Genomic DNA, 24,583 nt, shown 5'->3' on the forward strand with positions numbered 1-24,583 from the left:
TGATAAGTGCACTAATACACTCACGAGTGCAGGAGTTGCGATGCCAAATCCGCAGCCAGTCTTAAACCGCGGTGCCGCTGCCACGCGCAGCCTGCTTGGCTGGGGAGTCGTCGCCGGTCCCTTCTACCTCGTCGTCGGCGTGGTACTAGGAACGACGCGCCCCGGTTTCGACTTCACGCGCCACGCCCTGTCCCTGCTGATGCTGGGTCACTTGGGGTGGATTCAAAGGACCAACTTTGTGCTGTGCGGACTCATGGTGATCGCGGCGGGGATGGGCGTCCTGCGGGCGATACGCAGCGGTCGCGGCCTGGCGGTGGGCGGCCTTGTCATAGCTGCCGGAGTCACACTAATCCTCGCCGCCCTATTCGTGCCTGACCCAGTCAGCGGCTTCCCGCCTGGCGCAGTTGCCGGCTCGCCATCTGCCGGCGGGATGATGCATCTGCTTTGCGGGGCAACACAACTCGTCACCATTACCGCTTCGGCGCTGGCGCATGGATTGTGGAGCAGGACGGTCGGCCAACCGGCCCGTGGTGCGCTGAGCATCGTCCTGGCGATCGGCATACTCGGCGGCTTCATCGGCGGCGTAATACTGGCGAACCACACCGCCGGTATCGCACTGCTCTGGCTCGCCGTGGTCTGCGAATGGGTCTGGCTTGCGCTCGCGTGCGCGCAGATGTATCAGTGGTCGCCGCATCCACTCGGCGCGTCGGTGGCACCGACACCCTAGGGCATCAACGCTGCTGCAGGTAGTTGACGATGCCCTGGGCCACCGCGTTCGCGTAGGTCTGCTGCCCCTGCGGTGTAGCCAACAACGCGCCCTCCTGCGGGTTCTTCATGTTGCCGCATTCGACCAGGATTGACGGGTACTCAGCAAGATTCAGCCCGGCCAGGTCAGCTCGTCCGTACAGCCCGTTGTTGCCCATATAGGTCGACGGAGTCAGCCCGGCGGCGACCATCGAGTCCCGCATGATCTGGGCGAACCGCACGGAAGGGCCGGCCTGCGCCTGGTTCAGCGGCGGGTTCGAGTAGTTGACGTGGAATCCGTGCCCGCCCGCTGGGCCACCGTCCGCGTGAATCGAGACAATGGCGTCCGGGCGCAGTGAATTCGCCATCGCCGCACGCTGATCCACGCACGGGCCCAGTGCGTTGTCGTTGCCGCGGGACATGGCGGTCCGCACACCCAGATTGCTCAGTTCCTGCCGAATCATGAGCACCACATTCCAGTTGAAAGTGTGCTCGGTGTAGCCCGCGTCGGTGGTGGTTCCGCTGGTCTGGCAATCCTTGGTACCGCCCCGACCAGTAGGCACCTGCTTGGTGATCGAGGCATCGTTGGCCCCGTTGTGGCCCGGGTCGAGGAACACAATCGCGCCGGCGACACCTGCTGACGCTGCCCTGGGCGCATTCAATATCGTCGGCATCCCGACCAAAACTGGCGCCGCCGCAGCCATGGTCAGCATGCGGCGCCGGGAGATGCACCCGATGCCGCTGTCTTTTTCACACGGACTGCTGGTCACTGTTCAAATGCTACGTACCGACGCAATAGGCAAGCGCGAGCGACGTGACACGATTCCGCTACGAAGCAATAACTTTCGCTCCATGGACCACCAATATGTCTCGGGCTAGGACAAAAACCGCTGCACGTAGGGTGCGAACCGTTGCTGGAGATCGTCCGGATCGAGCCCGAACATCTCGCACGAGGTGATCACGCGGCCGAGCCTGCCGCGCCGGTGTTCGGCCAAGTATTCCGCCATGGCGTCGCGATCAGGTCCCGAAAGCTGTTCTCCGGCAAGGTCAAATACCCTTTGCGTCACACCGAGGTCGTCAGCCATGAAGTCGTCGAAACGGACGTCGATGGACCGGTCCGGCCCGATGACCTCCCGATCCCGGATCAGCGCGCCAAGCATGACTTCCAGCCGGTCGACCCAATACGCGGCAATATGTTCGACTGGCACAGGGCTGCGATGCATGCGGGCCGAATAGGTGATCATGGCGATCATCGACAGTGCCACCGGAACCGGGTCCCGGTGCGTGAAAATGCCGACCACGCCGGGCAGTGCGGCATCGAGCACCGGAATCTGCTCTAGGTGCTGAGGCGATTTCAGTAGCCAGCGGCGGCCGCCACGCAGGTACTGCAGCGCCTTCAGCTGGGTGACCATGTGCCGGTAATGCGGAGTCTGATCGTGGGTCTGGTAGTAGTCGCGCCAGGCCGGTACATCGGAGAGTGTCTCGAAGAACATGGTGGAAAAGTCGTTGGCCAGCAACTGAATTTCCTCGTGTACATGCTCGGTGGTCATCTCGTGCATGAGCGGGAAGTACGGCATGACGATGTTCATCACGTTGACCGCGACATCCATTCGAGCCATTCGGGGATCCGGTTGGACGCCCGCTTCGGCCTGCAGTGGAAAGGGCTCCACCGACTCCCAGTACGGCAGAGTGCGGAACGTGCCGGCGGCAGCCAGCAGGTTGTGCAGATGGGTGGTCCCGGTACGCGGTAGACCGACGATGGCCACTGGAGGCAACAGCTCGATGTCGTGAATCTCGGGGTGGCGCTTCAGCAGATCGGTCAACAGCAGTCTGTTCTTGAGGAGTTGGAGCAGCTGGCCGTAGAAGTTGACCAGGCCGGGCCCGTTCATGCCATCGATGTCACGTAGCGCCGCGAGGTAGACATCCAGCCGTTCCCGATAGTCGACCGGACCGAAGTCGTCGAGGCCGGTATCGGCAGTCGCCTTGGCGTGCAGAGAATCCGAATCGAGCGGACAGTCCGCCGCCACTGTCGCCATCAAATCGCGGAACTGCTGCGCCTCGGTGCTAAAGGTGGGGTTGGCCAGATCATCGAGCTCGACAGCTGCTGTGGTATCAGTCACACGAGTTATGTTACTATGAGTTCCGTAATGATGAAAGAGCTTGGGCGCCCCCGTGACCAGCGGATAGCCGATGCAGTTCTGCAGGCCACTGCCGAAATGCTGAGCGAATCCGGGTATTCCGCACTGTCCGTGGACGCCATCGCGCGGCGAGCCGGTACCAGCAAACCGGCGATCTACCGGCGCTGGCCCAGCAAGGCGCACATGGTTCACGAGGCGGTGTTTCCCGTCGGCTCAGCCACCGAACTGCCGGACACCGGTTCACTCGATGGCGACGTCCGCGAGATGATGCGCCGGGCCGTCACTTTCCTGAGCACCCCTGCGGCCAGGGAGGCGCTACCTGGACTGCTCGGCGAGATGACCACCGACCCGACCCTGCACGCCGCACTGCTGGAGCGGTTCAGCGATGTCCTCACCCGCGGGCTGAATGAGCGACTTGCCGCCGCAGCGGCCCGCGGTGAGGTCCGCGCAGACGTGACAGCCGCCGACCTGACCGACGTGGTGGCTGGGCTTGCGCTGCTGGCTGCGCTCACTCGTGGTGGGGAACTCGATGACGACTGGATCGATCGCAATGCAACCCTGATTCTGAAAGGTATTGGTAAATGACCGAATCCGGCACCAAATCCGGTGGCGCCTGGCGCGAACTTCTCGACACACTGCGAGACCTGGACCGTTCGTTCCTGGAGGGTGACCGCGCGGTCACCGACGACCGGCAGATCGCCGACGGCTACCGCATGCTGGCCACCGGACTGGGTGTGGCGCTGGACTGCTACCTGTACCCCGAGCCTGGCCGCCCGCAGTTCGTTGCGGTCAATACCCCGTTCCGGCATGACCGGCGCTGGGGCGGCGACAACACTGACGCGTACTACTTCATGTGCCCGGTCGACCCGCAGCGTCGTTACCGGATCAGCGGTAACAAGGGCGACAGTGTGTACCTGTCGTTGACCGCTTACAACGAGCCCTCCCCCGGTGCTTGGTCAGACCGAGTTGTGACGATAATCCGCGACACTGACCTGGATTTCGATGCCGAGGGCAACTTCTCCTTCGAACTGGGCCCGCTGCCCGACGCCGCGGTCTTCATGACCCGCGACTACCAGGCCGACCCGCTGACCGGTCGCCCCGTCAGCTGGAACATCGAGGCGCTGGATGCGCCAGAGCCCCTGCAGCACAACGATATCGACACAGCAGCCGCATTCCGGGCCGCCGCCAACTGGATACGGACACTGTTCGCGATCATGCCCATGCCCGTCGGCACCCGCCCCGACGACGGAGGCTCCCTGGGACATTCGACAGCGCACCTGGCCAATGAATTCGCTGCGCCCTATCAGGTTCCGGATGCCAACTTCGGCTGGTCCGCGCGGGATGCCTGCTACTCATACGGCAGTTTTGTACTGGGCGACGACGAGGCACTTGTCATCACCCATCGCCCGCCGCCCTGCCGATTCTGGAACCTGGTGGTGTGGAACCAGTTCATGGCCAACCCCGGCGTCAACGATGCCCGCAGCTCGGTCAACGGGTCTAGTGCGGTGCAGAACTCTGATGGCTCGATAACCATCGTGTTGTCGAAAGAACCTACTGCACACCCGAATTCACTGACCACCCTCGACTACCCGCAGGGCATCCTGGCGTTCCGGTGGTTCCTCACCGACGAGGTGCCGGCCAAACCCGAGGTTCAGTTGGTCAAGGTCGCCGACGCCCCGACCCAGGTGTCCTGAGCACGCCGAGATTTTCTTGGGGACAGGGACTTTTGGTCACATCTGTCAATTCAGCCCACGGTTGGAAGCTGGGTCGAGTTGCCCGCCTCTGTGCGACAATCCGTTGTCTCACAAAAGTTGTCGCATAGAGGCGGGCAACACGCACCTCACTTTGCGGCGGGAATGATGTGGCAGTTGCGAATTGGCGCGCGCAGAAATCACGGTTGAATGGCGTCGATGGCCCGGTGGATCCGCTGCTCGCTGACCGGCCGTGGCGTGCCCAGCTGCTGTGCCCACAGACTGACCCGCAGTTCTTCGATCTGTCGGGCAATGTCGCGCACATCTTGACCCTGGCAGCGAAGCGGCGAAAGCGCCTGGCGCAACTCGTCATAGGCTTCCTGTACGGCGTGCACCCGATCCATCCGCTCACGGTCGGCCACCAAGCCCTGCGGCAGTCGTTCCAATCGTCGGCCGATGGCCGTCAGGTACCGGGTCAGGTCGGCCAGGTGGTTGACGCCCGTTGCCATGACAAACCCTTTGGGCAACAGGGTCGCCAATTGGGCGCGGATATCGGCGACCGCATCGGCTTGGGCAGCCGTCGGCTTGTCCGGCAGCGTGACCTGGGCCGCATGCGCGGCGGTCAACACCCGCTCGATCCGGCCGACGACATCCCTGGTGGTCGGAACCAACTTGGCCGAAACCTGTTGATGCAGTGCGTCGAAGTCCGCTGCGGTCCATACCGGGTTGGGGGCCAGCAGCATCGTCGCCGCATCGGCGCAGTCGTCCAGCAGGGCCCCCAGCGTGCCGTCGGGGTTGCTGGACAACGCGAGCCGAGTTCGGGGATTCAACGCACGCTCGACTGCCTTGACAGGTGACGCCACCACCAGCCGCAACAGCCGGCGCACACCCGGAGCCATCGCCGCAGCCTGCTCGGCCTGGGTTGGGAAAACCCGGATATCCACCGCCGCTCCGGTGTCCACCAACGCGGGGAAGCCTCGAACGGTGTGCCCACCCGCGGTGCTCTCAACGGCGCGGGGTAGCTCAGCGAGATCCTCCGGCCAGGCCCGCAACCCGGTGCGCTCCAGGTCTCCGGCGACGGCTCCGGCCACCGCCTGGCGTACCGACCCGGCAAGCTTGTCGTGCAGCGCGTTCAGGTCCTTACCACGCGCCACCACCTTCCCGCCCGATTCGACGGCAAAGGTGACCCGCAGGTGGTCCGGCACCTTGGTCAGATCAAAGGAGTCGATCGGCACCAGAATGCCTGTGCTCCTGTGCAATTCCCGCTGCACTGCCTCGAGCAGCGACCCCTCGCCAGGGTCGATGTGTGGGACCAGGGCCCGTGCGGTGTCCGGTGCCGGCACGAAGTTTCGGCGCAAGTCTTTCGGCAGCGATTTGATCAGCGTGGTGACCAACTCTTCGCGCAACGCCGGTACCTGCCAGGCGAATCCGTCTCCGCCCAGCCGAGCCAGCACCTCCACCGGAACATGCACCGTCACACCATCGTCGGTGGCACCCGGCTCATACCGGTAGCTCAGCGGCAACTCCAGATCACCGGTCTGCCAGGTATCCGGCTGGTCGTCTGAGGTCTCGGTCCGCAACAGGTCGTTGCGGGTAAAGGTCAGCAGATCCGGAGTCTGGTGCCGTTCCTTCTTCCACCAGGCATCGAAATGCCCTGCTGATACTGCACTTTCAGGTATCCGCTGGTTGTAGAAGGCGAACACCTCTTCGTCGCCGACCAGCAGATCCCGACGACGCGCGCGCTCCTCCATCTCCTCCAGCTCGGCCCGCAATCGGGCGTTGTCCCGGAAGAAGTGGTGCCGGGTCTGCCAGTCGCCTTCAACCAGCGCGTGCCGGATGAACAACTCGCGCGCGGTCACGGGATCCACCTGGCCGTAACCGACCCGACGTCGTGGCACCAGGGGCAGTCCGTACAGCGTCACGCGCTCGAACGCCATCACCGCGCCGCGCTTGGCATCCCAATGCGGCTCACTGTAGGTGCGCTGCAACAAATCTCCGGCAACTCGCTCCACCGCCTCGGGTTCGATCCGCGCGGCGATCCGGCCAAACAAGCGGCTGGTCTCGACCAGATCGGCGACCACGATCCAGCGCGGCGGCCTCTTTGTCAGGACCGAGCCCGGCGCCAGGACGAAGCGAGAATTGCGGGCACCTTGGTAATCCCGCGTTTCTCCCTCGCGAAGTCCGACATGCGACAGCAGTCCAGCGATCAACGCACTGTGTACCCGTGCGGCATCAGCCGGCTCGCTGGATTCGCGGATACCGAGATCGCCGGCGATGCTGCGCAATTGACCCACCAGATCCTGCCACTCCCGGATCCGCAGGTAGTGCAGGAACTCTTCTCGACACATCCGACGGAAAGCACTGCCGGACAATTGGTTTCGCTGTTCACGGAGGTAGTTCCACAAGTTCAGGTACGAGATGAAGTCCGAGTGCTCGTCGGCGAACCGGGCATGCTTCTGCCGGGCGGCCTCTTCACGGTCGGCGGGCCGTTCCCGTGGGTCCGGGATCGACAAAGCGGCAGCCAGTACCAGCACCTCGCGCACACATCCTTCGGTGTCAGCCTGCAGGATCATCCTGCCGACCCGCGGGTCCAGAGGTAGCCGGGCCAACCGCCGGCCGACGTCGGTGATGGCGCCCGTGGCATCGAACGCACCCAGTTCCTGAAGCAGCTGGATGCCGTCGCGGATGCTGCGAGCGTCCGGTGGATCGAGGAACGGGAACGCCTCAATGTTCCCCAGACCCAACGCGGACATCTGCAGGATGACCGCACTCAGGTTTGTGCGCAGAATCTCCGGGTCTGTGTATCGCGGCCGCGACTCGAAATCGGCCTCTGAGTAGAGCCTGATGCACACACCCGGGGCGGTGCGACCCGACCGACCGGACCGTTGCGCAGCAGACGCCTGCGAAATCGGTTCGATCGGCAGCCTCTGCACTTTGGTGCGCCGGCTGTATCGGGAAATCCGGGCGGTTCCCGGGTCCACCACGTATCTGATGCCCGGGACGGTCAGCGAGGTTTCAGCGACGTTGGTAGCCAACACAATTCGGCGCGGTCCACCGGCCTTCGGATGGAACACCCGTTGTTGCTCGGCGGTTGGCAGCCTGGCATACAGTGGCAGAATCTCGGTCGGGAACACATCGCCACGCAATGCGTCGCGCAAAGCCTCTGCGGTATCCCGGATTTCGCGTTCACCGGACAGGAATACCAATACATCGCCGGCGGGCTCGGCCTCCAGTTCGCGGACTGCGTCGACGATGGCCTCGGTCGGGTCGCGCGTTTCGGTGCGGACGATTTCGTGGTCAGGATCGTCGGGGTCGTCACCGTCTTCGACGACAACCGGGACTTCCAATGGCCGGTAGCGGATTTCGACCGGATAGGTGCGGCCCGATACCTCCACGATGGGCGCGGCCAGGCCATCGACACCGGCGCCCAGCCCATGTCCGGCAACGCCGCCCAGCCCATGTTCGGCAACGCCGCCCAGCCCATGTTCGGCAACGCCGAAGTGCTTGGCGAAGCGCTCCGGCTCGATGGTCGCCGAGGTGACGATGACTTTCAGATCAGGCCGACGTGGCAGCAGTTCGCGCAGATAGCCCAGCAGGAAGTCGATGTTGAGACTGCGTTCGTGCGCCTCATCCAGAATCAGGGTGTCGTAGCGCAGCAGCTGGCGGTCGCGCTGAATCTCCGCGAGCAGAATGCCGTCGGTCATCAGCTTGACCAGAGTGCGGTCGCTGGCTTGATCGGTAAACCGCACCGTGTAGCCGATGGCGCCGCCCAGTTCGGTGCCGGTTTCCTCGGCTATGCGCTGGGCGACGGTGCGGGCTGCCAGCCGTCGGGGCTGCGTGTGGCCGATGGTGCCACGGATACCCCGCCCGAGTTCCAGGCAGATCTTGGGCAACTGGGTGGTCTTGCCCGAGCCGGTCTCACCGGCCACGACCACCACTTGGTGCTCACGAATGGCGCGGGCGATCTCGTCACGACGCTCGGAGACCGGCAGGTCCGGATAGCTAATCGTGGGCACCGCAGCCCGGCGCGCGGCCACCAGGGCTTCGCCTTCGGCAATCTGCTGGGCGATCTTCTCGGGACTGTCGCCGCGCAGGTTCTTCAGCCGCCGGCCCAGCCGAGCCGCGTCACGAATGGTCAGACCATCGAGACGTTCGCGCAGCTGGAGGTCGGACACCGGTCCCAGGATAGGCGGTCCGGTTCCGCGGTGGCTTACGTCACACCAGGTAGATGACCATGATGGCACCGAACAACGCGGCCAGCCAAGCGTCGGTGGCCATCTTTAGCGAGCGCGGCGCGGTGCGGACCTCCATGAAGTATCTGATGATCAGGCGGGACTTGATGAGCGCCAATGCCAGGACGAGGACGGTGATCGGCAGACTGGCCTGCGCGAGGTGGTTGGCGTGTGCGGCGGGCGCCAGCCAGCCCGTTCCGATGCTGAGGACGACGAGTACGCCCCACACCCAGGTCAGCACGCGCGATTCAGATTTCACTGGTCACCTCATCACATAGAACAGGGCGAAGATGATTACCCACAGCAGATCGACCATGTGCCAGTAGGTTGCGCCGGCCTCCACCATCCATGGGCGGCGCGCGGCTGGGTTACGCAGCTCGCGAACCAGCACTCCCAGCACGATCAGACCGATGAGCACGTGAATCATGTGCACGCCGGTGATGACGTAGTAGAAGGAGTAGAACATCTCCGAATTGGTATGCCCGGCAATGATCTTGCGGACCCACTCGTAGCTCTTCAGTCCGATGAACAACACGCCGCCGACACCGCCGGCCAGGATCAACCGCACTGACTTGTCGGGCTGGCCAGCCCGGACCGCCTGCACCGCACGGGCGACGAACCAGGAGCTGGTCACCAGGACGACCGTGTTGGTCACGCCGACGGTGATGTCAAGGTGCTGCTGTGCCAGCAGGAACTCCTGGCGGTTCATGGCCCGGTAAATCACGAAGACAATGAAGTAACCGGCGAAGATCACCATGTCGCCGAGGACCATCACCCACATGTGGCTGTCGCCGGGGAGCTTTCCGGCGCCAGGTTTTGACAGCCGCTCAGTCGCCTGTTCAGTCTGCGTCATAACAGTTCTCACCTCAGTCCAGTGCCGGAGCGTCCGCGGGTTCCGCCGCTGCGGCACGGCGTAGCAGCATGATCAGCGCCACCAGCCACACGCAGAACACAACGACGGCCCACCAGAATGCGATCGATCCGTTCCAGGCAAACGGCCCGGACGGGAACACGAACATCTGCGTTGCGATGACTTCGGTGATGATCTGCCAGATGGACACGTAGGCAAACCATTTCGGGAAGATCTCGTTGCGGTCATAGAGAATAGCGATCGCCAGCACCAGGTATGCCACCGAGAAACAGCCCAATGAGCCGTTGTACGAAAGCATTCCGAGGTCGTAGAGCAGGCTGGTCAGCTCGGGGTTGCGGTCGGGCCGATATGCCGCGGTCAGGAAGCACACCGTCACCAACAGGAATCCGGGTATGGCGCCGACGCTCATCCCACCGATGTAGCCGTATGCAAACACCGACCCCACCGACATGCGCTTCATCTGGTAACACACCAGTCCGTTGGTCATCGCCGCGCCGCCCAGCAGCACCAGGAGCAGGGTGAAGCCGATCTGGATGGTCATGTGGTGCTGGGCAAAGAAGGCGACCTTGGCGGCCGCGCTGACATCTGGCCGAGGCGGCGGGGTGACCCGCGTCAATACACAGATGATGATGCCGAACACCGTGTACCACGCCGGGAAGAACCATGTCATCCACCAGACGTCCCGCTTGCCACCGTCGGTGGCCGACGGTGAAACCTGTTCGGGCGTAATCACACTCATGCGGCGACCACACCCTCATCGACTGCCTGCCGGCGTAACACGTTGCGCAGCACGAAGAACATCACGATCACGAAAACCACATAGGCACCATTGCGGACCCAGAAGGACCAGACGCCGTTCCACGCCAGCGGCCCGGTCTGAAAGACCGCCGCTCCCGCAGCCGGCACCATCAGTGCGGCGATGACCATTGAAAAGTGGCCAACCCACCGCGGGAACACCGGGTCTGTGCGGTCATCGAAGTAGATCGAGAGCGCGAGCAGCACGAACTGGCTCACCACCATGCCGACCGGAGCGATGAACACTATCCACGCCAGGTCGTTGAGCAGCTGAACGAGTTCGGGATTGCGATCGGGCCGGAAGGCAGCCACCAGGAAGAAGACGTTGGACAGCGCAAAGATGGTGGCACCGCTGACCACGGCCGTCAGATAGCAGTACGCGAAGACGTGGCTCTGGCCCTTCATGCGTTTCATCTGCACGACAATCACTGTCAAGAACGGCAGGATCATGATGCCGCAGAGGTTGAACGTCACCTGGCCCACCCGGATCCATGCGGTGTGGTCGGCGTAGAACCCGGCCACCTGGTTGGCTGACCAAGTCGGCGACATCGGTGGCCAGAAGCCGGGGAAGGCCAGTGCGGCGGCAAGAAGCACTATCCCGACGACCGGGGCGGTCCACAGGCTCACCCATTGCGCCTTGAGGTCTCCGGCTTTCGGTAGATCCTGCGCCTGCTCAAGTATCTGCATTACATGCCCTCCAAACTGACTGAAATCAGAATTGTCTGCACGTCGCTCAACGTCTGGCCCCAGGCAGAAGATGCAACGTCCAAGGCTCTTTGGCGCTACCACGCCGCGTTCCCCGAACTGGAGCACCACTTCATTTTTCTGAGTACAGTCAGTTTTGCATACGTGCGCGACCCTATCAATCAGTGCCTGCGCCCACAGGCAGAATGGTTCATCATGTTGAAGGCGAAACCGCCGGAGCGTGGCCGCAAAGGCCTGCAGACCCGGGAACGGCTCTTCGGAGCGGCCGTCGCCGAGTTCAAACGCCAGGGCATGGCAGGAGCCGACACAACCGCGATCGCCTCGGCAGCGGGTGTGGCACACGGCACCTTCTTCTTCCACTTCCCCACCAAGGAGCACGTCCTCTTGGAGGTTGAACGGCGCGAGGAAGAACGCATGACAGCCGAGCTGACGCGCTTTTTCGGCAAGCCCCATGATGTGCGTGGCACGCTGACCGAGACCGTCCGCATTATGGAGAAACTCGAACGCCGCCAAGGTCCAAGATTATTCAAAGAGGTTCTGGTGCTCCATTTTTCGACCACGCGCCCCACATCGGACGAGTGGTCGACCCACCCTGTCATCGTCGCCGTGATCGACGAACTCGGACGGGCGCAGGCCCGCGGCGAGATTCCGGCCGACGTCGACGTCATACACAACGGCGTGTCATTTCTGGTGGGGCTCTACGCCATGCTCATCTCGCTCCCGACCGACAAGGAATTCCGCACCCGGGCCCTGGACGAATACCTCACGACGTACATGTACGGATTGCGGGCGCTACCGAAGTAGCCCGCCGGCAGCCCGCATCACCCGCCGGCCCGCCACCTCCACCTGCCGCGGCGTCATCGTCTGCAGTGGGTGCACGGACAGGATCAGCGCCACGTGTCCATTCCGGTCGAACACCGGGGCAGCGATGGTGGCCACCGGCTGTGCGCCCGTCGGCTGCAGCCCTATGGTGGTGAACTCGGCCAGAAGCTGATCGGTGATCCCCCTGACGTGGTCCGGCAGTCCGTCGCTGGGGAGACTGCCCACGATCTGCGCGGCACGGGTCAGCTCCGGTGTCGTCCAGTCCACGTCATACCCGCGCTCACGAGTCTGGGCCAGAACGCCTTTGAGACGGTCGGCGAGACCGCTGGGTGCCCGGTCAATCCAATCCTGCTGGCCGTCGTCACCGTCCCAGGCCGCGAAAGCGACGCCGAACGGTGGCGCATAGCGGATGCGGTCACCCGGCACCCCGGATGATTGACCCTCGAATGCAGTGATCACGAGCTCGTCGTCTATGCGTTCCACCACTGAGGCGGCATAGCCCAACGCCGCTGAGAGTTCCTGTGCAGCCTGGCGCGCTGCATGGACCAGCGGGCGGGCACCCTCAACTCGAGCGGCCACCACCGCGAATGCCGGCCCGAACGCGAAGGTCTTGTCCTTCGGGTCGCGAACCAACCAGCCCCGGTCGCACAGGGTCATCAGGATGGCGTGCGCGGTGGCCTGGGTAAGCCCAAGGGCGGCAACGATATCCGAGAAGCGCAGTGCTTCGTTGGCGGGCTGGGACAGTAGCTCAAGAATGTCGAGCACCCGTCCGGTCGGGGCCGAAGTCGTACCGCGCACCCTTGACTCCCCTTCCGCCAGTTCATACAGTCAAACTGTTATTTCGAGAGTCTATCTCGGTTATTCGAGAAATGCAGGTAGCTGATGCGAGCCGTCGTACTCCGGGGTGGCGCACTACAGGTGCGTGAGGTGGCCGACCCTGAACCAGGTCCGGGCGAACTACTGCTGCGTATTCGCAGCACCGCAATTTGTGCCTCCGATGTGCACTTCATGGACTACCCCGAGCTCAGCCTGCACGATCCGACCGGCCGGTCGCTGTACGACGCCGACCGCGATGTGGTGTTGGGCCACGAGTTCGTCGGCGAGGTCATCGGGCACGGCCCCGGCTGTAGCGACCAGTTCCCGCTGGGAACCCGCGTGACCTCAATCCCCATTCGGCTGGTCAACGGCGGCGCCGACGGCGCGCACATAATCGGCCAGCACCCCGAGACGCCGGGCAGCTTCGCCGAACTGCTGGTGGTGTCCGAATCCATCGCGCGGGCAACACAATCCGCAGTTTCCGATGACGCGGTGGCATTGACCGATGCCTTTGCCGTGGGCGAGTTCTACGTTCGCAGTGCCAACGTGCAGCCCGACGAGGTACCGATCGTGATCGGGGCCGGCGCCATCGGCCTGTCTACGGTAGCCGCCCTGGCTCGCCGCGGCATCGCCCCGATACTGGTATCGGACTACCAGGCTGACCGACGCGAGCTGGCGCGCAGCGGATTTGGTGCACACTTCGCTGTCGACCCGGCGCATCAGGCACCACTGGACGCGGTTCGCGAGGTCCGGGCCGAACGCAACATGTGGGGTCCCGCGGTGGTTTTCGAGTGTGTGGGCGCTTCCGGACTGATCCAGGAGTTGGTGAACAGCGCCGACATGGGTACCCGGATCTACTGCGCCGGAGGTTGGTACACCGGGGACACCCTCGACATCACCGCCGCCACCCGGCAGGGCGTGACTCTGCAGTTCGGCGGCGGACCCTGGCCGCAGGACTGGTACGGCACGTTGGACGCGATAGCCGCCGGCGAGCTGGACCCGACGCCGAGCATCGGGCGGGTGGTCACGCTCGATGAGGTACCCGAAGCAATCGACCTGGCCCGCCGGTCCGCAGGCCCGCCACGAATCATGGTGCACCCGAATGGAGAGTCCCGATGAGCGGGCAGCGAGTAGCGAAGGCGGATCACGCATGACCGGGCAGCGAGTAGCGAAGGCGGATCACGCATGACCGGGCAGCGAGTAGCGAAGGCGGATCGCGCATGACTGGGCAGCGAGTAGCGAAGGCGGATCGCGCATGACTGACCGTGAAGACATCGCAGAAGTACTGATCCGGTACGCCACCGGCATCGACCGGCGGGACTGGCCGCTGTTCCGGACGGTGTTCACCGCCGACTGCGTGCTGGACTATGGCGAAATCGGAACCTGGAACGGGGTCGATGCGGTCACCGAATTCATGGATCAAACCCACGCGATGGCCGGGCACACCATGCACCGGCTGACCAATCATGCCGTTGCCATCGACGGCGACATCGCAACCGCCCGCACCTATGTCGATGCGTTGATCATGATGGCCGACAACAATTCTGGCGTCAATGCGGTCGGGTTCTACGACGATGAGCTGGTGCGGACGGCGGATGGTTGGCGTATCGCCCGCCGCCGGTTCACCCCGGTTCGCGTATCCACGGTTTAGGAGGACGAATGGATTTCGCTGATAAGTACGGACCGTGGGCGCTGGTCGCCGGTGCTTCCGACGGAGTCGGCTCAGCCATGGCCGCGCACCTGGCGAGCCAGGGCGTCAACGTGGTGCTGCTGGCCCGGCGCCAGGCCGTCCTCGATGACGTTGCGGCAACGATCCAGAACGAACATCACGTTCAAACCCGGACGCTGGCAGTTGATCTCGCTGCACCGGGTGCCAGCGCCAAGGTCATCGAAGCCACCGCCGACCTGGACATCGGGTTCCTGGTGTACTGCGCCGGCGCCGATCCCAACTTCGAACCGTTCCTGTCCAGTCCTGTGGCGAACGCGGAATCGTTGGTGCAACGCAATTGTGTTGTCCCGCTGCAGTTGTGCCATCACTACGCGCAGCCGATGGTCCAACGCGGCCGGGGTGGCATCGTCATCTTCGGTTCCGGCGCCGGCTTCGCCGGCGGGCCCAACATGGTGGCCTACGGCGCCAGTAAGGCCTTCGACATGGTACTGGCCGAGGCACTCTGGGCTGAACTGCACGACCAGGGCATCGATGTCCTGGGGCTGATTCTCGGCAAGACCAACACTCCGGCGCTGCGCAGTCTCGAATATCGCAGGGGCTTACTGGAATCCGAAGATACGGCACCGGCGGACGCCGCGTCGGTCGACTCGGTCGTGGCGACGGCATTCGCAAACCTGACCAACGGTCCGACCTGTCTGGTCGGACCGGAGATCGAGGCGGCTGCGCAACTGATGGCCTCGGTCGGGCGTAATAGCGCGGTGCGGTTCATCGCCCAGGCGATCAAGGCATCGATGGGAGCCTGACACTTCATCCCCTCGCCATCAGGCGACGAGCAGGACTCCCACCAGAGCGATCGCCCCGACCCACACCGTCGAGGCCGCGGCCAGCGCCAACGGCCGCATGCCCACCTTGCGAAGCGTCGCGATGTGGACACCAGCGCCGAGTGCAAACATCGACGCGGTCAGCAGCGCCGTCTGCGCTACGTGGGCGACATCCAGGACGCCGGCTGGTACGACGCCAGTGGAGCGGATGGCCATGCAGACCAGGAACGCCACCACGAACAGCGGCACCAATGGCGGCCGACGCACTTCGGTTCCCGGGGCCAGGCGCCGTTGGCGCAAGCTGAGTACGGCCATCACCGGCGCCAGCATGAGCACTCGCGCGAGTTTGATGACGACGGCGACCGATAACGCTCCGGCGCCGATGGCACCGCCCGCTGCAACCACTTGGGCTACCTCATGGATCGAACCGCCCGCCCACATACCAGCCTGGCGGTGCGACAAGCCAATGATGTCGGCGAGCAGAGGGATGACCGGAATCATCAGGGTGCCGAACACCACGACAAGTGCAATGGCAGTGAGGACTTCCTCGTCCTCGCCTTCGATCACGCCATCAGCCGCAGCCACGGCGGCAGCCCCGCAGATCGAGAAGCCGCATGCGATGAGCATCCGTTGCGTCCAGCTCAGGCCCATCAGTTTGCCCATGAAGACAGTGCCGGCGATGCCTAACACCACGATGGCCACCACCATGCCGAAAACGCCCGGGCCCAGCACAAGAATGTCACCGAGCGCCAGCTGCAATCCGAGCAACGCAACTCCCATGCGCAGCAACCGCTTTGCCGAGAACTGAAGGCCCGGCACGAGTCGCTCCGGGACAGCCACGAGGTTGGCCATCAACGCTCCGAGGACGATGGCGATCAACAGCGGACTGACCGTCGGGAAGACCCTGTTGATTTCGACGGACACGCCTGTCGCGATTGCACACGCCGCGATTCCGGGTATCAGCGCGCCAGCGCTGGACAGTCCACGCCTGAGTGCAGGGCTGACGTCGGTGGTCCGGGGTTCAGCAACGCCAATAGTCATGGCTTCCATTGTTCGTGCGAAGGCAGGCGCCGACTAGCTGGCAATTCGGCATCACCACATATCATCTCTATATGGCTCGCCGGTGAGGGCTATATCATTGGGGTATGGGTATCGGGCAGCTCAACCTGGCGACATTGGAGTTGCTGGTGGGCGTCGAGGTGCACGGCAGCGTCGGCGCGGCAAGCCGCGCGGCGGGAGTTGCCCAGTCCAATGCCAGTCGCTCACTCAAACAACTGGAGCGTCAGCTGGGGGTACGCTTGATCGACCGGCGCCCGACTGGTTCGGTGCTCACCGCGCACGGCACCGTGATCGCGCACTGGGCTCAGCGCATCTTGGCCGATGCAGACAAACTCCTCGAAGTCGCCGGCGGACTACGCGCCGACAGATCAGCGCACTTAACTGTCAGCGCCAGCATGACGGTGGCGGAACACCTGATGCCCCGATGGCTGGTGGAGTTTCGCGGTGCGAACCCTGGTGTGTCGATTCACCTGCAGGTGCACAACTCCGCACAAGTCTTCGACCTGGTCTCGGAAGGTAAGTGCGACATCGGTTTTGTCGAATCTCCGTCAATCCCACGCGGCCTGCACAGCGTGGTGGTGGGCCACGATGAGTTGGTCTTGGTGGTTCATCGCTCCCATCCCTGGGCTCGTCGGCGGCATCCGCTGACGATGGCAGAACTGGCCGCGACACCACTCGTGGTGCGCGAGCCGGGTTCTGGCACCCGCATCACCCTCGAGCTCGCACTGCGTGAATTCCCGCGTGCCGAACCTCTCCTGGAACTCGGCAGCGCGGCAGCTATCCGGACCAGTGTGCTCGATGGAGTAGGCCCGGCAGTGATGAGCACCCTGGCCGTCGCTGAGCAGCTGAATTCCGGCGAATTGGTCCGTATCGATGTCGACGGACTGACGTTGCCGCGAAAGCTACGTGCCGTATGGCGGCCGCCCCGCGTCCTCGAAGGCCCTGCGGCCGGCCTGATTCGAATGATTCAGCGTTCGGCGCACAGTTGACTCTGCCGACCGGCGATACCCGCCGAAACGAGCCCGGCGGGACGTCAGCGCGACGGGCGATTGATGAAGGTGAAGCAGAACTTTCCGAGTTGAATCTGGTCGCCATCATTGAGCGGCTGAGACGTGACTTGAACGCCGTTGACATAGGTGCCGTTGAGGCTGCCCACGTCGACGATCCAGTACTCGTCGTCGAGCCAACGGAACTCGGCATGCTGACGGCTGACCGTGACGTCGTCGAGGAAGATTGCGCTGTCCGGGTGACGCCCGGCGGAAATGACCTTCTGGCCCAACAGGAATCGCGATCGCGGATGAGCACCCCGGGTCAGCACCAGCGTCCCCGATCCGAGCACGGCCGTGGCCGCCGCAGGGTCTGCCGCACCAGGCCGACCGGTCGATGCGCCGTCAATGCCGGGTACGGCGCGGAACACCGCAGTGGTGGATGCGGTGGCCTCTCCATGGCCGTTGTTGGTCATCGCGAATCTCCTTGTTTATCAGGTTAGTTCGGCGTGCGCCCGGATACGGCGTGGCTGCGCGCGTGGGCGATGGCGTCGTCGAGATTGTCAATGAGGTGCTTCTCGTGGCGCAGGGATTCCAAGATGCCGACATTGGTCAGCAGGTCCTTGTGTTCGGTCTGGACGCCCTTGATGATCACCGTGATACCGCAGGCCTCCAGCTCCTCGGCGATCTGGGCCAAGGTGTGCGCCCCTGTGGCATCGAGCATGCCCAACTGCGACAACCTGATGATCACCACCGTAGTATCGGGATGCTTCGCGTCCAGAATGGTGGACCAAATCCTTTCTGCAGCACCAAAAAACATAGCGCCGTCGAGCCGGAGCACAGCAATGCGCTCATCACCTGACTGCGCCGGCCCCGGAAGTTCCTCCCGCGTGACACTGGCCCGCCGCGCCACCGCGCGTAGGGCGAACACCCCCGTGAGCACAATCCCGATCTCGACCGCCTCGATCAGATCGAATCCAATGGTGACCACTGCCGTGAGGATGAAGGTGGCGGCATCGGCTCGGGTGGACCGCATGATCCGAGCGATCGTGCGAGCGGAAATCATCCGACACGACGTCACCATAAGCACAGCGGCCAACGCCGCCAACGGAATTGCTCCCACCGGCCCACTGACCAGGTAAACCACGGCCAGCAGCAATATCGAATGCGAAACGGCGGCAACCCGGGTCCGCGCACCGGATCGGACATTAACCGCTGTACGCGCAATGGCCCCGGTCGCCGGCATCCCGCCGAACATGCCTGCTGCCACCGACGCGAGCCCCTGGCCCACCAACTCGCGGTTCGGGTCGTACGGGCCCGTGGGCGACATCGTCGCGGCCACGCGCGCGGACAACAACGACTCGATGGCCGCCAACGCCGCTACCGCCAACGCCGCGCCGCCCAACGCGTGCACCGACCCAAAATCGATGTGCGGCAACAAGGGAGCCGGCAATTCGGCTGGCAACACGCCAATGCGGGGCGTTGCGATATGCGACACCACCACCAACGCCGTCGCGGCGATCACCGCGAGCAGCGAGCCCGGGATCGCCGGATGCACCCGCGCCAGCACCAACATCAAAACCACCGCTACCGCAACAACTATCAGCGCTGGGCCCGCGCTTGCCGGTTCGGCCACTCGGAGGACGTGAATGGCGGCTGCCAGCGGACCCTGTCCCTGCGGGGTGGCCTGACCGACCGCAGCAGGCACCTGCTGCAGAAAGATGATGACCGCAATGCCCAGCGTGAAGCCTTCGATGACCGGCCACGGAATGAAGGTCACCGCCCGGCCCAGCCCGGTGGCACCCGCGATTATCACAATGATTCCGGCCACCACGGTGACGAGCGCGACGCTACCAAGCCCGTAGTGCGCGACGATGGGCGCCAGCACCACGGCCATGGCTCCGGTGGGACCGGAGACCTGAACATGCGAGCCGCCGAACACCGCTGCCACCACACCGGCGATGACCGCGGTGACCAGGCCGGCCGCAGCCCCTACCCCGGAACTGATTCCGAATGCCAGTGCCAAGGGCAGGGCCACCACACCCACGGTCAGCCCGGCGAGAATGTCGCGCCGCCAGGAACTAGTCAACCCGGCGTAATCGGAACGTTTCGGCAACAACCGCGCCATGTTGCCGAGCGGCAAACTACTCATCGTCCGGTACCGATGGGCGGCAGCAACTCAACCACATCCAACTGATCACGTTGTGACGCAAGAACATCCGTCAGGAACATCCGAGCGATCAGCAATAGCTCGGCGATCTTCGGATGCGCCAATGTATAGAAGACAGCGTTTCCGACTCGGCGGCCCTCGACAACCCGATGTCGCTTCAGAACTGCCAGATGTTGCGACAGCACCGTCGGTTCGATGGCGCTGTCCGCGAGGATGGCGCTGACCGGCGTCGGCTCGTCGCTCATGGACAAGATCTCCAACACCCGGATCCGCGTCGGATGCGCAAGCGCCTTGAACAGGTTCGCCTTGATCTCGTACAGCGGTCGCCCTGGGCCGTCCAGCACGTCGTCCACCGCACCAACTCCCTGATTGATGGATTGCGAAATTTCTCAATCGACTATATCAGCGTGCGGACTCTGCGCCTGCCGGGCCCAAACTGCTCAAGACTGAGAGAGCAGGGAGCGCAGCCGCGCTGACCGCCCTCTTCATCGTGCTCGCAGCCCCAGCCGATGCCCACGGCCGGCCGCCGGGACCGAACTTCAACCTCGCCCAGCCGACCACGTCAGTCAGCGCGCAGCACAACGGCGGCAACGCAGCCACACCACCGGCAAGCACCGTCACGCGCCCAGGGCCCAACGCCGCCAACCTGCCACACCTAACCGCGTCGACCAGCGCTCAGCACAACCGTGGTGCCACGGCTACGCCCCCGGCGAGCTTGCCCAGGACTAGGACGGCGTCACCGCAAATACCCGCCGAAACTGCATTCCGACAGCAGAAATTCGAGAAGGGTCCTGCTCGAACGCCATTTCGGCGCAAAAACTAGGCCTGGTCGGGCGCCCAGTACGCGAGCATCTCGGCGAAGGTCTCGAAGGCCGGCTTGGACACCCCGTAAGCCGCCTCCAGGTGGATGCTCAGCGGGAAGCCGAGTTCACCGACCCCGTCGATCACCCGCTTGTAAAGGTCAAGCATGAGCGCACGCTTCTGCGCGGGCTCTTCGGAGGCCAATCGCGTGACGAATTCCTGCTCGGCAGCGACCAGCGGGTTACCCGCATCTTGAATCAGCCAGTTGATCAGCCCGACCTTGGTCTCGACCTTCGGCACGAAGCCGAACGACAGCAGGATCTCCGGCCGGTGCTCGGTGGTCGCGGCAAACTGGCGAAGGAAGCCCACGATGGCGTCGGAGTACAGCAGCTGGGTCATCCCGTAGGTGGCACCCTGCTCACACTTGAAGTTGAAGCGACCGTGTTCGCCATCGCGGGTAGGGATCAAGATGACACCCCGGTTGGGCACCTCATCCCGGTAAATGGTCAGCGCATCGGTCGGTGCCACACCCACACCTTCGCCGTCGGCCATGGTGCGGGGCACCCCGACAAACGCGATGCCGTCAAAATCGGCGTCCTGAAGCACAGTTAGCCGGTCGCTCAGGGCGTCCTTGTCCAAAAAGGACGTGACCTGGGTGCACAGGCCGCGCATGCCCGGCAGCTCCGGCTTGATCAACTTCCAGAAGTCCAGGACGTCCATCTTGGGCTTCATCTCGATGGGACGGTCGCCGTCCTCCTCGATCATCCCGGGGATCATCACGTGGCGGATACGTCCCCCGATGCCGCACTCGTCAGCCAGGGCCAGCACCTTGTGGGCTTCGTCGATGGCGTACTGAGGTCCCCGCTCGATATTGGGCGGTACCAGCTCGAAGGCGATGGTATTGAGAGTCACGAATCCGCTCCGCATCTGACGACAACATAGGGAGACGGCGGCCAGCGCTGACCGCAATCATATCCGGCCGACCCGCAGGCCGGGTTTCCGTGAAGCCTCACCTTACCGATCGACCCTGGCAAACTGGTCGGCCGGATATATTCAGACAAGGCGCAGCCACAGGTGATAGACCTCCACCATGGCCGAACGCGTCACGTTCCCGAGTTCCACCGGCCCTACCCTGGCAGGCCTCATTGACCTGCCGGAGGGCAACCCTCGCGGGTGGGGTGTCTTCTCGCACGGGTTCACCCTAGGCAAAGATTCGCCCGCGGCCGCCCGAATTTGCAAACAACTGGCGGCCGACGGCATCGGCATGCTGCGGTTCGACGCCATCGGGCTTGGCGACTCCGAGGGGAACTGGGACGACGGCTCGTTCACCCACAAGACCGCCGACGTCGTCGAGGCGTGCAAATTCATGGCCAACCGGGGTACCCCGCCGGACCTGCTGGTGGGGCATTCCTTCGGCGGAGCCTCGGTGCTCGCCGCCGCGCGGGAGGCGCCTGGCGTGCGTGCGGTTGTCACCGTCGGTGCCCCCAGCGACCCCGTGCACGTCGAGAAGCAGTACGACGACGTGCTCGAATGCGTCATGGCCAATGGCAGCGCCCAATGGATGGTCGGCGGGCGCGAGCTGACCCTCAGACGCCACTTCGTCGAAGACGTCCGGGCCACCGACCTACGCGCCAAGATCCGTGGACTCAAGCTGCCGCTGTTGATCCTGCACTCCCCCACCGACAACACCGTGGGCATCGAGAACGCCAGCCGAATCTTCCAGACCGCGCGCCACCCGCGCAGCTTTGTGTCGTTGGAAGGTTCCGAGCATCTGCTCACCGGACCCGGCCAGGCCCGCCGGGCCGGGCGGATCATCGCGGCGTGGGCCGACGCCTACCTCGGTGACGGCAAGGCCCGCCTTCGTTAGCGAGGCCAGGCCCGTCTCACAGCAAGCCTTCTTTGCAGGAAGTCCAGCACCTGGTGCAGCGCCTCCTGGGTGGGCTGGCCGGGCTCGTCGATGAGATGCTCGGTCAGCACCGAATGCGGGCTCAGCACGCCGTTGGGATTGGCAGCGGCGTCATCGAGCTCGACGGCGACGAAGCCCTCGCCCAGCTGCGCCCGCAAGTACTCGAATCATTCTGCGGGAGAACGCTTGTCGCCGCGGAAACGTAGTCCCAACACCGACAGGCCGTCTCCGCAGCGCTGTCTGATGCGCGCCATGTCGTCGGGTGAGACGTCGATGTTGAACTTCTGTTTCGCCGAAAAGGCCAGTGGCAGACCGGGTTGCGAGACTATAGGTGCCAGCAACCGGTCATCCGTTGCCGTGGCCAAAGCGAATCCGCCGGTGAAGCACATGCCCACGGCGCCCACTCCCGGCCCGCCACAGCGGTGGTGTTCGTGTTCGCCCAACGCCCGCAGCGCTCCACGACGAGGTCGTCACCGAAGCTGAGCACGACGGTAACGGCCGGGATAGCTGTGACCCGGAGGTCCATGCCGTGTCCGGCGCGGTCGCGGAATCCGACCATGCTCACCCGCGAGTGCGTACCGGCGGGACGGACGAACTCCCACCCAGCATCGGTATCGAGCACTGCGGCTCCCATATGGCCAGGTTATCTGCTGCAGGAGTGACCCGAAGTTCGATCAGTCCTTGACCGCCTTGTTCGCCGTCGCGATCGATCCCGCCAACTCGGATAGCAGCGGCGGTACGTCCAGCGTTGGTACCACCGCCTCGATCAACACCATCTCCTCGGGATGGGCGGCTGCCGCGGCCACCGCTTCGTCCAACTCGCCGCAGGTAGTTGCCTTGAAGACCAAGGGATTTCGCAGGCCCAGCGCACTCGGAACCTCCCGCCATCGCCAGCCGACGATGTCGTTGTACGGGGCTGCGGGTCCGTGGATCGCCCGCTCGACGGTGTAGCCGTCATTGTTCACGAGGATGACGACGGCGGGTACCTGCTCCCGCCCGAACTGGCCCAGTTCCTGGATGGTCAGCTGGGCCGCCCCGTCCCCGATGAGCAGCACCGGTCGACGACCCGGGTGCGCCAACCCGGCCCCGAGTGCGGCGGGCAGCGTGTACCCGATGGATGCCCAAAGAGGTTGGCCGATGAACGTCACCCCGGCCGGAAGTCGATGCCGGGCCATGCCGTAATAGGACGTGCCCTGCTCGGCCAATACGATGTTTCCAGGCGTCAGCGCACCACAGACTCTGTCCCACAAGGTTTTCTGAGTAAGCGGCTGGTCGGGCGCGGCATCCAACTCGGCCACTGACGCAGCGGGTTGTTTCACCGCAGGCGAACGCGTGGACCGCGCCGACAGGATTTCGGTAAGCGCCGTCAATGCAGCGGACATATCGAGAGGCGCAAAGACTTCTCCGGCCACGGTGCTCTGATTCGCACCTACATCGATGGTGCGCCCCTGTTCGATCTGTTGGGTGAATGATGCGCTCACCATGTCAGTGAACTGCACACCCGCCGTAACCAGGACTGGGGCTTCCTCGATGGCACGGCGGACTGATTCGTCGCTGGAGGCGCCGGCGTAGATTCCGAGGAACTCGGGGGTACTCTCGTCGACCAGGCTCTTACCCCACATCAGGGTGGCATGCGGAACCGCGTCGGCGGCCAGCAGCGCCTCCAGCTGCGGAACGGCTTCCAACCTGTGCACCAAAAGGTCTGCCAGGACAGTCAATTGGTGTTCGCCGATCAGTTCCCTGGCGGCTTCGGTGAACAGCGCCAGCGCCCGCGGACTGGTGCCGCTGGTGTAGCGCGGTAGCGGTGCGGTGGGCGGGTCGACCGGGAACCGCGCGACGTCCGTCGCCAGCATCAGGTATCCGGGCAACTTGCGCTCACGTACTTCAGAAAGCACCCGGTCGATCTCCCGCGTCGCAGTGGCGGGTACGAGTTTGGCTTGGGCACAGGTGATTTCCCGCGCTATGCGGAGGAAGTGTTCGAAGTCACCGTCGCCCAGAGAGTGATGGACCACGCGTCGGGCACCTTGAGCATCCATCGACGGGGCGCCGACGATGTGCACCACGGGGACGTGTTCGGCGTAACTGCCGGCAATGGCGTTGGCAGCCGAGAGTTCGCCGACGCCGAAGGTGGTGATCAGCGCTGCCATTCCACGGAGTCGGCCATAACCGTCGGCGGCATACCCAGCATTGAGTTCGTTGGCGCTGCCGACCCAGCGGATATCGGGATGCGCGATCACGTGATCGAGTAACTCTAGATTGAAATCACCTGGGACTCCGAATATTTCGGTGACACTGAGCTCGGCCAGCCGGTCCAGCAGGTAGTCGCCGACGGTGTATTCGGACATGCCCGCCTCCTG

The 24,583-nt window shown here is 64.1% G+C and carries 23 protein-coding genes and 1 pseudogene; 9 read left to right on the forward strand and 15 right to left on the reverse strand.

The annotated features are described in order from the left end of the window. Positions 1-40: 40 nt before the first annotated feature. Positions 41-727 carry a DUF998 domain-containing protein gene (locus tag M2432_RS09490; RefSeq protein ID WP_280826552.1) on the forward strand — a complete coding sequence of 229 codons (687 nt, stop codon included), beginning with the start codon at positions 41-43 and terminating at the stop codon, positions 725-727. Between the two features lie 4 nt (positions 728-731). Here the strand turns inward: M2432_RS09490 and M2432_RS09495 are convergent, their stop codons facing one another. Both M2432_RS09495 and M2432_RS09500 read right to left on the reverse strand, forming a co-directional pair. Continuing rightward, positions 732-1,418: an Rv3717 family N-acetylmuramoyl-L-alanine amidase gene (locus tag M2432_RS09495; protein ID WP_280826713.1), complete on the reverse strand. Its 687-nt coding sequence runs from the start codon at positions 1,416-1,418 to the stop codon at positions 732-734. 201 nt (positions 1,419-1,619) lie between these two features. Further along, positions 1,620-2,864 (reverse strand): sulfotransferase, encoded by a 1,245-nt coding sequence (locus M2432_RS09500; RefSeq protein WP_280826553.1) that lies wholly within the window; start codon positions 2,862-2,864, stop codon positions 1,620-1,622. A 27-nt stretch (positions 2,865-2,891) separates the two neighbouring features. Here M2432_RS09500 and M2432_RS09505 point away from each other — a divergent pair, with 27 nt between their 5' ends. Both M2432_RS09505 and M2432_RS09510 read left to right on the forward strand, forming a co-directional pair. Beyond that, positions 2,892-3,467, forward strand: a complete 576-nt coding sequence (locus tag M2432_RS09505; protein ID WP_280826554.1) for a TetR/AcrR family transcriptional regulator — start codon at positions 2,892-2,894, stop codon at positions 3,465-3,467. After that, positions 3,464-4,576: a DUF1214 domain-containing protein gene (locus M2432_RS09510; protein ID WP_280826555.1), complete on the forward strand. Its 1,113-nt coding sequence runs from the start codon at positions 3,464-3,466 to the stop codon at positions 4,574-4,576. The genes M2432_RS09505 and M2432_RS09510 overlap by 4 nt, the downstream gene beginning before the upstream one ends. 197 nt (positions 4,577-4,773) lie before the next feature. Here M2432_RS09510 and hrpA read toward each other — a convergent pair whose 3' ends face one another. Genes hrpA through M2432_RS09535 form a run of 5 tightly spaced genes read right to left on the reverse strand, consistent with a single transcriptional unit; the run spans position 4,774 to position 11,158 of the window. After that, entirely contained in the window at positions 4,774-8,748 is a 3,975-nt protein-coding gene (hrpA, locus tag M2432_RS09515; RefSeq protein WP_280826556.1) for an ATP-dependent RNA helicase HrpA, read from the reverse strand. A gap of 40 nt (positions 8,749-8,788) precedes the next feature. Continuing rightward, positions 8,789-9,064: a cytochrome C oxidase subunit IV family protein gene (locus tag M2432_RS09520; protein WP_280826557.1), complete on the reverse strand. Its 276-nt coding sequence runs from the start codon at positions 9,062-9,064 to the stop codon at positions 8,789-8,791. Positions 9,065-9,067: 3 nt separating this feature from the next. Further along, the gene (locus M2432_RS09525) at positions 9,068-9,658 is read right to left on the reverse strand and encodes a cytochrome c oxidase subunit 3 (RefSeq protein ID WP_280826558.1); all 591 of its coding nucleotides are present in this window, start codon (positions 9,656-9,658) and stop codon (positions 9,068-9,070) included. Between the two features lie 13 nt (positions 9,659-9,671). Beyond that, the gene (locus M2432_RS09530) at positions 9,672-10,415 is read right to left on the reverse strand and encodes a hypothetical protein (RefSeq protein WP_280826559.1); all 744 of its coding nucleotides are present in this window, start codon (positions 10,413-10,415) and stop codon (positions 9,672-9,674) included. After that, positions 10,412-11,158, reverse strand: coding sequence for a hypothetical protein (locus M2432_RS09535; RefSeq protein ID WP_280826560.1), 747 nt, complete (start codon positions 11,156-11,158; stop codon positions 10,412-10,414). The genes M2432_RS09530 and M2432_RS09535 overlap by 4 nt, the downstream gene beginning before the upstream one ends. A 213-nt stretch (positions 11,159-11,371) precedes the next feature. Between M2432_RS09535 and M2432_RS09540 the strand changes: the two genes are divergently transcribed. Beyond that, complete coding sequence (locus M2432_RS09540; protein ID WP_280826714.1) at positions 11,372-11,980, forward strand: TetR/AcrR family transcriptional regulator; 609 nt, start codon at positions 11,372-11,374, stop codon at positions 11,978-11,980. On the opposite strand, the gene M2432_RS09545 is transcribed toward M2432_RS09540, so the two are convergent. Then, positions 11,969-12,763 (reverse strand): helix-turn-helix domain-containing protein, encoded by a 795-nt coding sequence (locus tag M2432_RS09545; RefSeq protein ID WP_280826715.1) that lies wholly within the window; start codon positions 12,761-12,763, stop codon positions 11,969-11,971. The genes M2432_RS09540 and M2432_RS09545 overlap by 12 nt on opposite strands. 117 nt (positions 12,764-12,880) lie before the next feature. On the opposite strand from M2432_RS09545, the gene M2432_RS09550 reads away from it, so the two are divergent. The 3 genes from M2432_RS09550 (at position 12,881) to M2432_RS09560 (ending at position 15,286) form a co-directional block, all read left to right on the forward strand. Continuing rightward, positions 12,881-13,933 (forward strand): zinc-binding dehydrogenase, encoded by a 1,053-nt coding sequence (locus M2432_RS09550; protein WP_280826561.1) that lies wholly within the window; start codon positions 12,881-12,883, stop codon positions 13,931-13,933. A gap of 136 nt (positions 13,934-14,069) precedes the next feature. After that, complete coding sequence (locus M2432_RS09555) at positions 14,070-14,465, forward strand: nuclear transport factor 2 family protein (protein ID WP_280826562.1); 396 nt, start codon at positions 14,070-14,072, stop codon at positions 14,463-14,465. A gap of 8 nt (positions 14,466-14,473) precedes the next feature. After that, entirely contained in the window at positions 14,474-15,286 is an 813-nt protein-coding gene (locus tag M2432_RS09560; RefSeq protein ID WP_280826563.1) for an SDR family NAD(P)-dependent oxidoreductase, read from the forward strand. An 18-nt stretch (positions 15,287-15,304) separates the two neighbouring features. Here M2432_RS09560 and M2432_RS09565 read toward each other — a convergent pair whose 3' ends face one another. Next, positions 15,305-16,345, reverse strand: a complete 1,041-nt coding sequence (locus M2432_RS09565) for a putative sulfate exporter family transporter (RefSeq protein WP_280826564.1) — start codon at positions 16,343-16,345, stop codon at positions 15,305-15,307. 104 nt (positions 16,346-16,449) lie between these two features. On the opposite strand from M2432_RS09565, the gene M2432_RS09570 reads away from it, so the two are divergent. After that, positions 16,450-17,352 carry a LysR family transcriptional regulator gene (locus M2432_RS09570; protein ID WP_280826565.1) on the forward strand — a complete coding sequence of 301 codons (903 nt, stop codon included), beginning with the start codon at positions 16,450-16,452 and terminating at the stop codon, positions 17,350-17,352. A 44-nt stretch (positions 17,353-17,396) separates the two neighbouring features. Here the strand turns inward: M2432_RS09570 and M2432_RS09575 are convergent, their stop codons facing one another. From M2432_RS09575 to M2432_RS09590, 4 genes are all read right to left on the reverse strand, one after another. After that, entirely contained in the window at positions 17,397-17,825 is a 429-nt protein-coding gene (locus tag M2432_RS09575) for an FHA domain-containing protein (RefSeq protein WP_280826566.1), read from the reverse strand. 23 nt (positions 17,826-17,848) lie between these two features. Continuing rightward, complete coding sequence (locus tag M2432_RS09580) at positions 17,849-19,501, reverse strand: SulP family inorganic anion transporter (RefSeq protein ID WP_280826567.1); 1,653 nt, start codon at positions 19,499-19,501, stop codon at positions 17,849-17,851. Next, positions 19,498-19,863 carry a metalloregulator ArsR/SmtB family transcription factor gene (locus M2432_RS09585; protein WP_280826716.1) on the reverse strand — a complete coding sequence of 122 codons (366 nt, stop codon included), beginning with the start codon at positions 19,861-19,863 and terminating at the stop codon, positions 19,498-19,500. The genes M2432_RS09580 and M2432_RS09585 overlap by 4 nt, the downstream gene beginning before the upstream one ends. A 475-nt stretch (positions 19,864-20,338) precedes the next feature. Then, a complete protein-coding gene (locus tag M2432_RS09590) occupies positions 20,339-21,232 on the reverse strand; it encodes a mycobacterial-type methylenetetrahydrofolate reductase (protein ID WP_280826568.1) in 894 nt (297 codons plus the stop codon). Between the two features lie 178 nt (positions 21,233-21,410). On the opposite strand from M2432_RS09590, the gene M2432_RS09595 reads away from it, so the two are divergent. Beyond that, complete coding sequence (locus M2432_RS09595) at positions 21,411-22,187, forward strand: alpha/beta fold hydrolase (RefSeq protein ID WP_280826569.1); 777 nt, start codon at positions 21,411-21,413, stop codon at positions 22,185-22,187. On the opposite strand, the pseudogene M2432_RS09600 reads toward M2432_RS09595, so the two are convergent. Together M2432_RS09600 and M2432_RS09605 are read right to left on the reverse strand one after the other, a co-directional pair. Further along, positions 22,184-22,678, reverse strand: a pseudogene (locus M2432_RS09600) (dienelactone hydrolase); the annotation flags it as partial. The gene M2432_RS09595 and the pseudogene M2432_RS09600 overlap by 4 nt on opposite strands. 222 nt (positions 22,679-22,900) lie before the next feature. Beyond that, the gene (locus M2432_RS09605; protein WP_280826570.1) at positions 22,901-24,571 is read right to left on the reverse strand and encodes an alpha-keto acid decarboxylase family protein; all 1,671 of its coding nucleotides are present in this window, start codon (positions 24,569-24,571) and stop codon (positions 22,901-22,903) included. Between the last annotated feature and the right edge of the window lie 12 nt (positions 24,572-24,583).

The organism is Mycobacterium sp. OTB74, assembly GCF_029892685.1.
Classification (GTDB): Bacteria; Actinomycetota; Actinomycetes; order Mycobacteriales; family Mycobacteriaceae; genus Mycobacterium.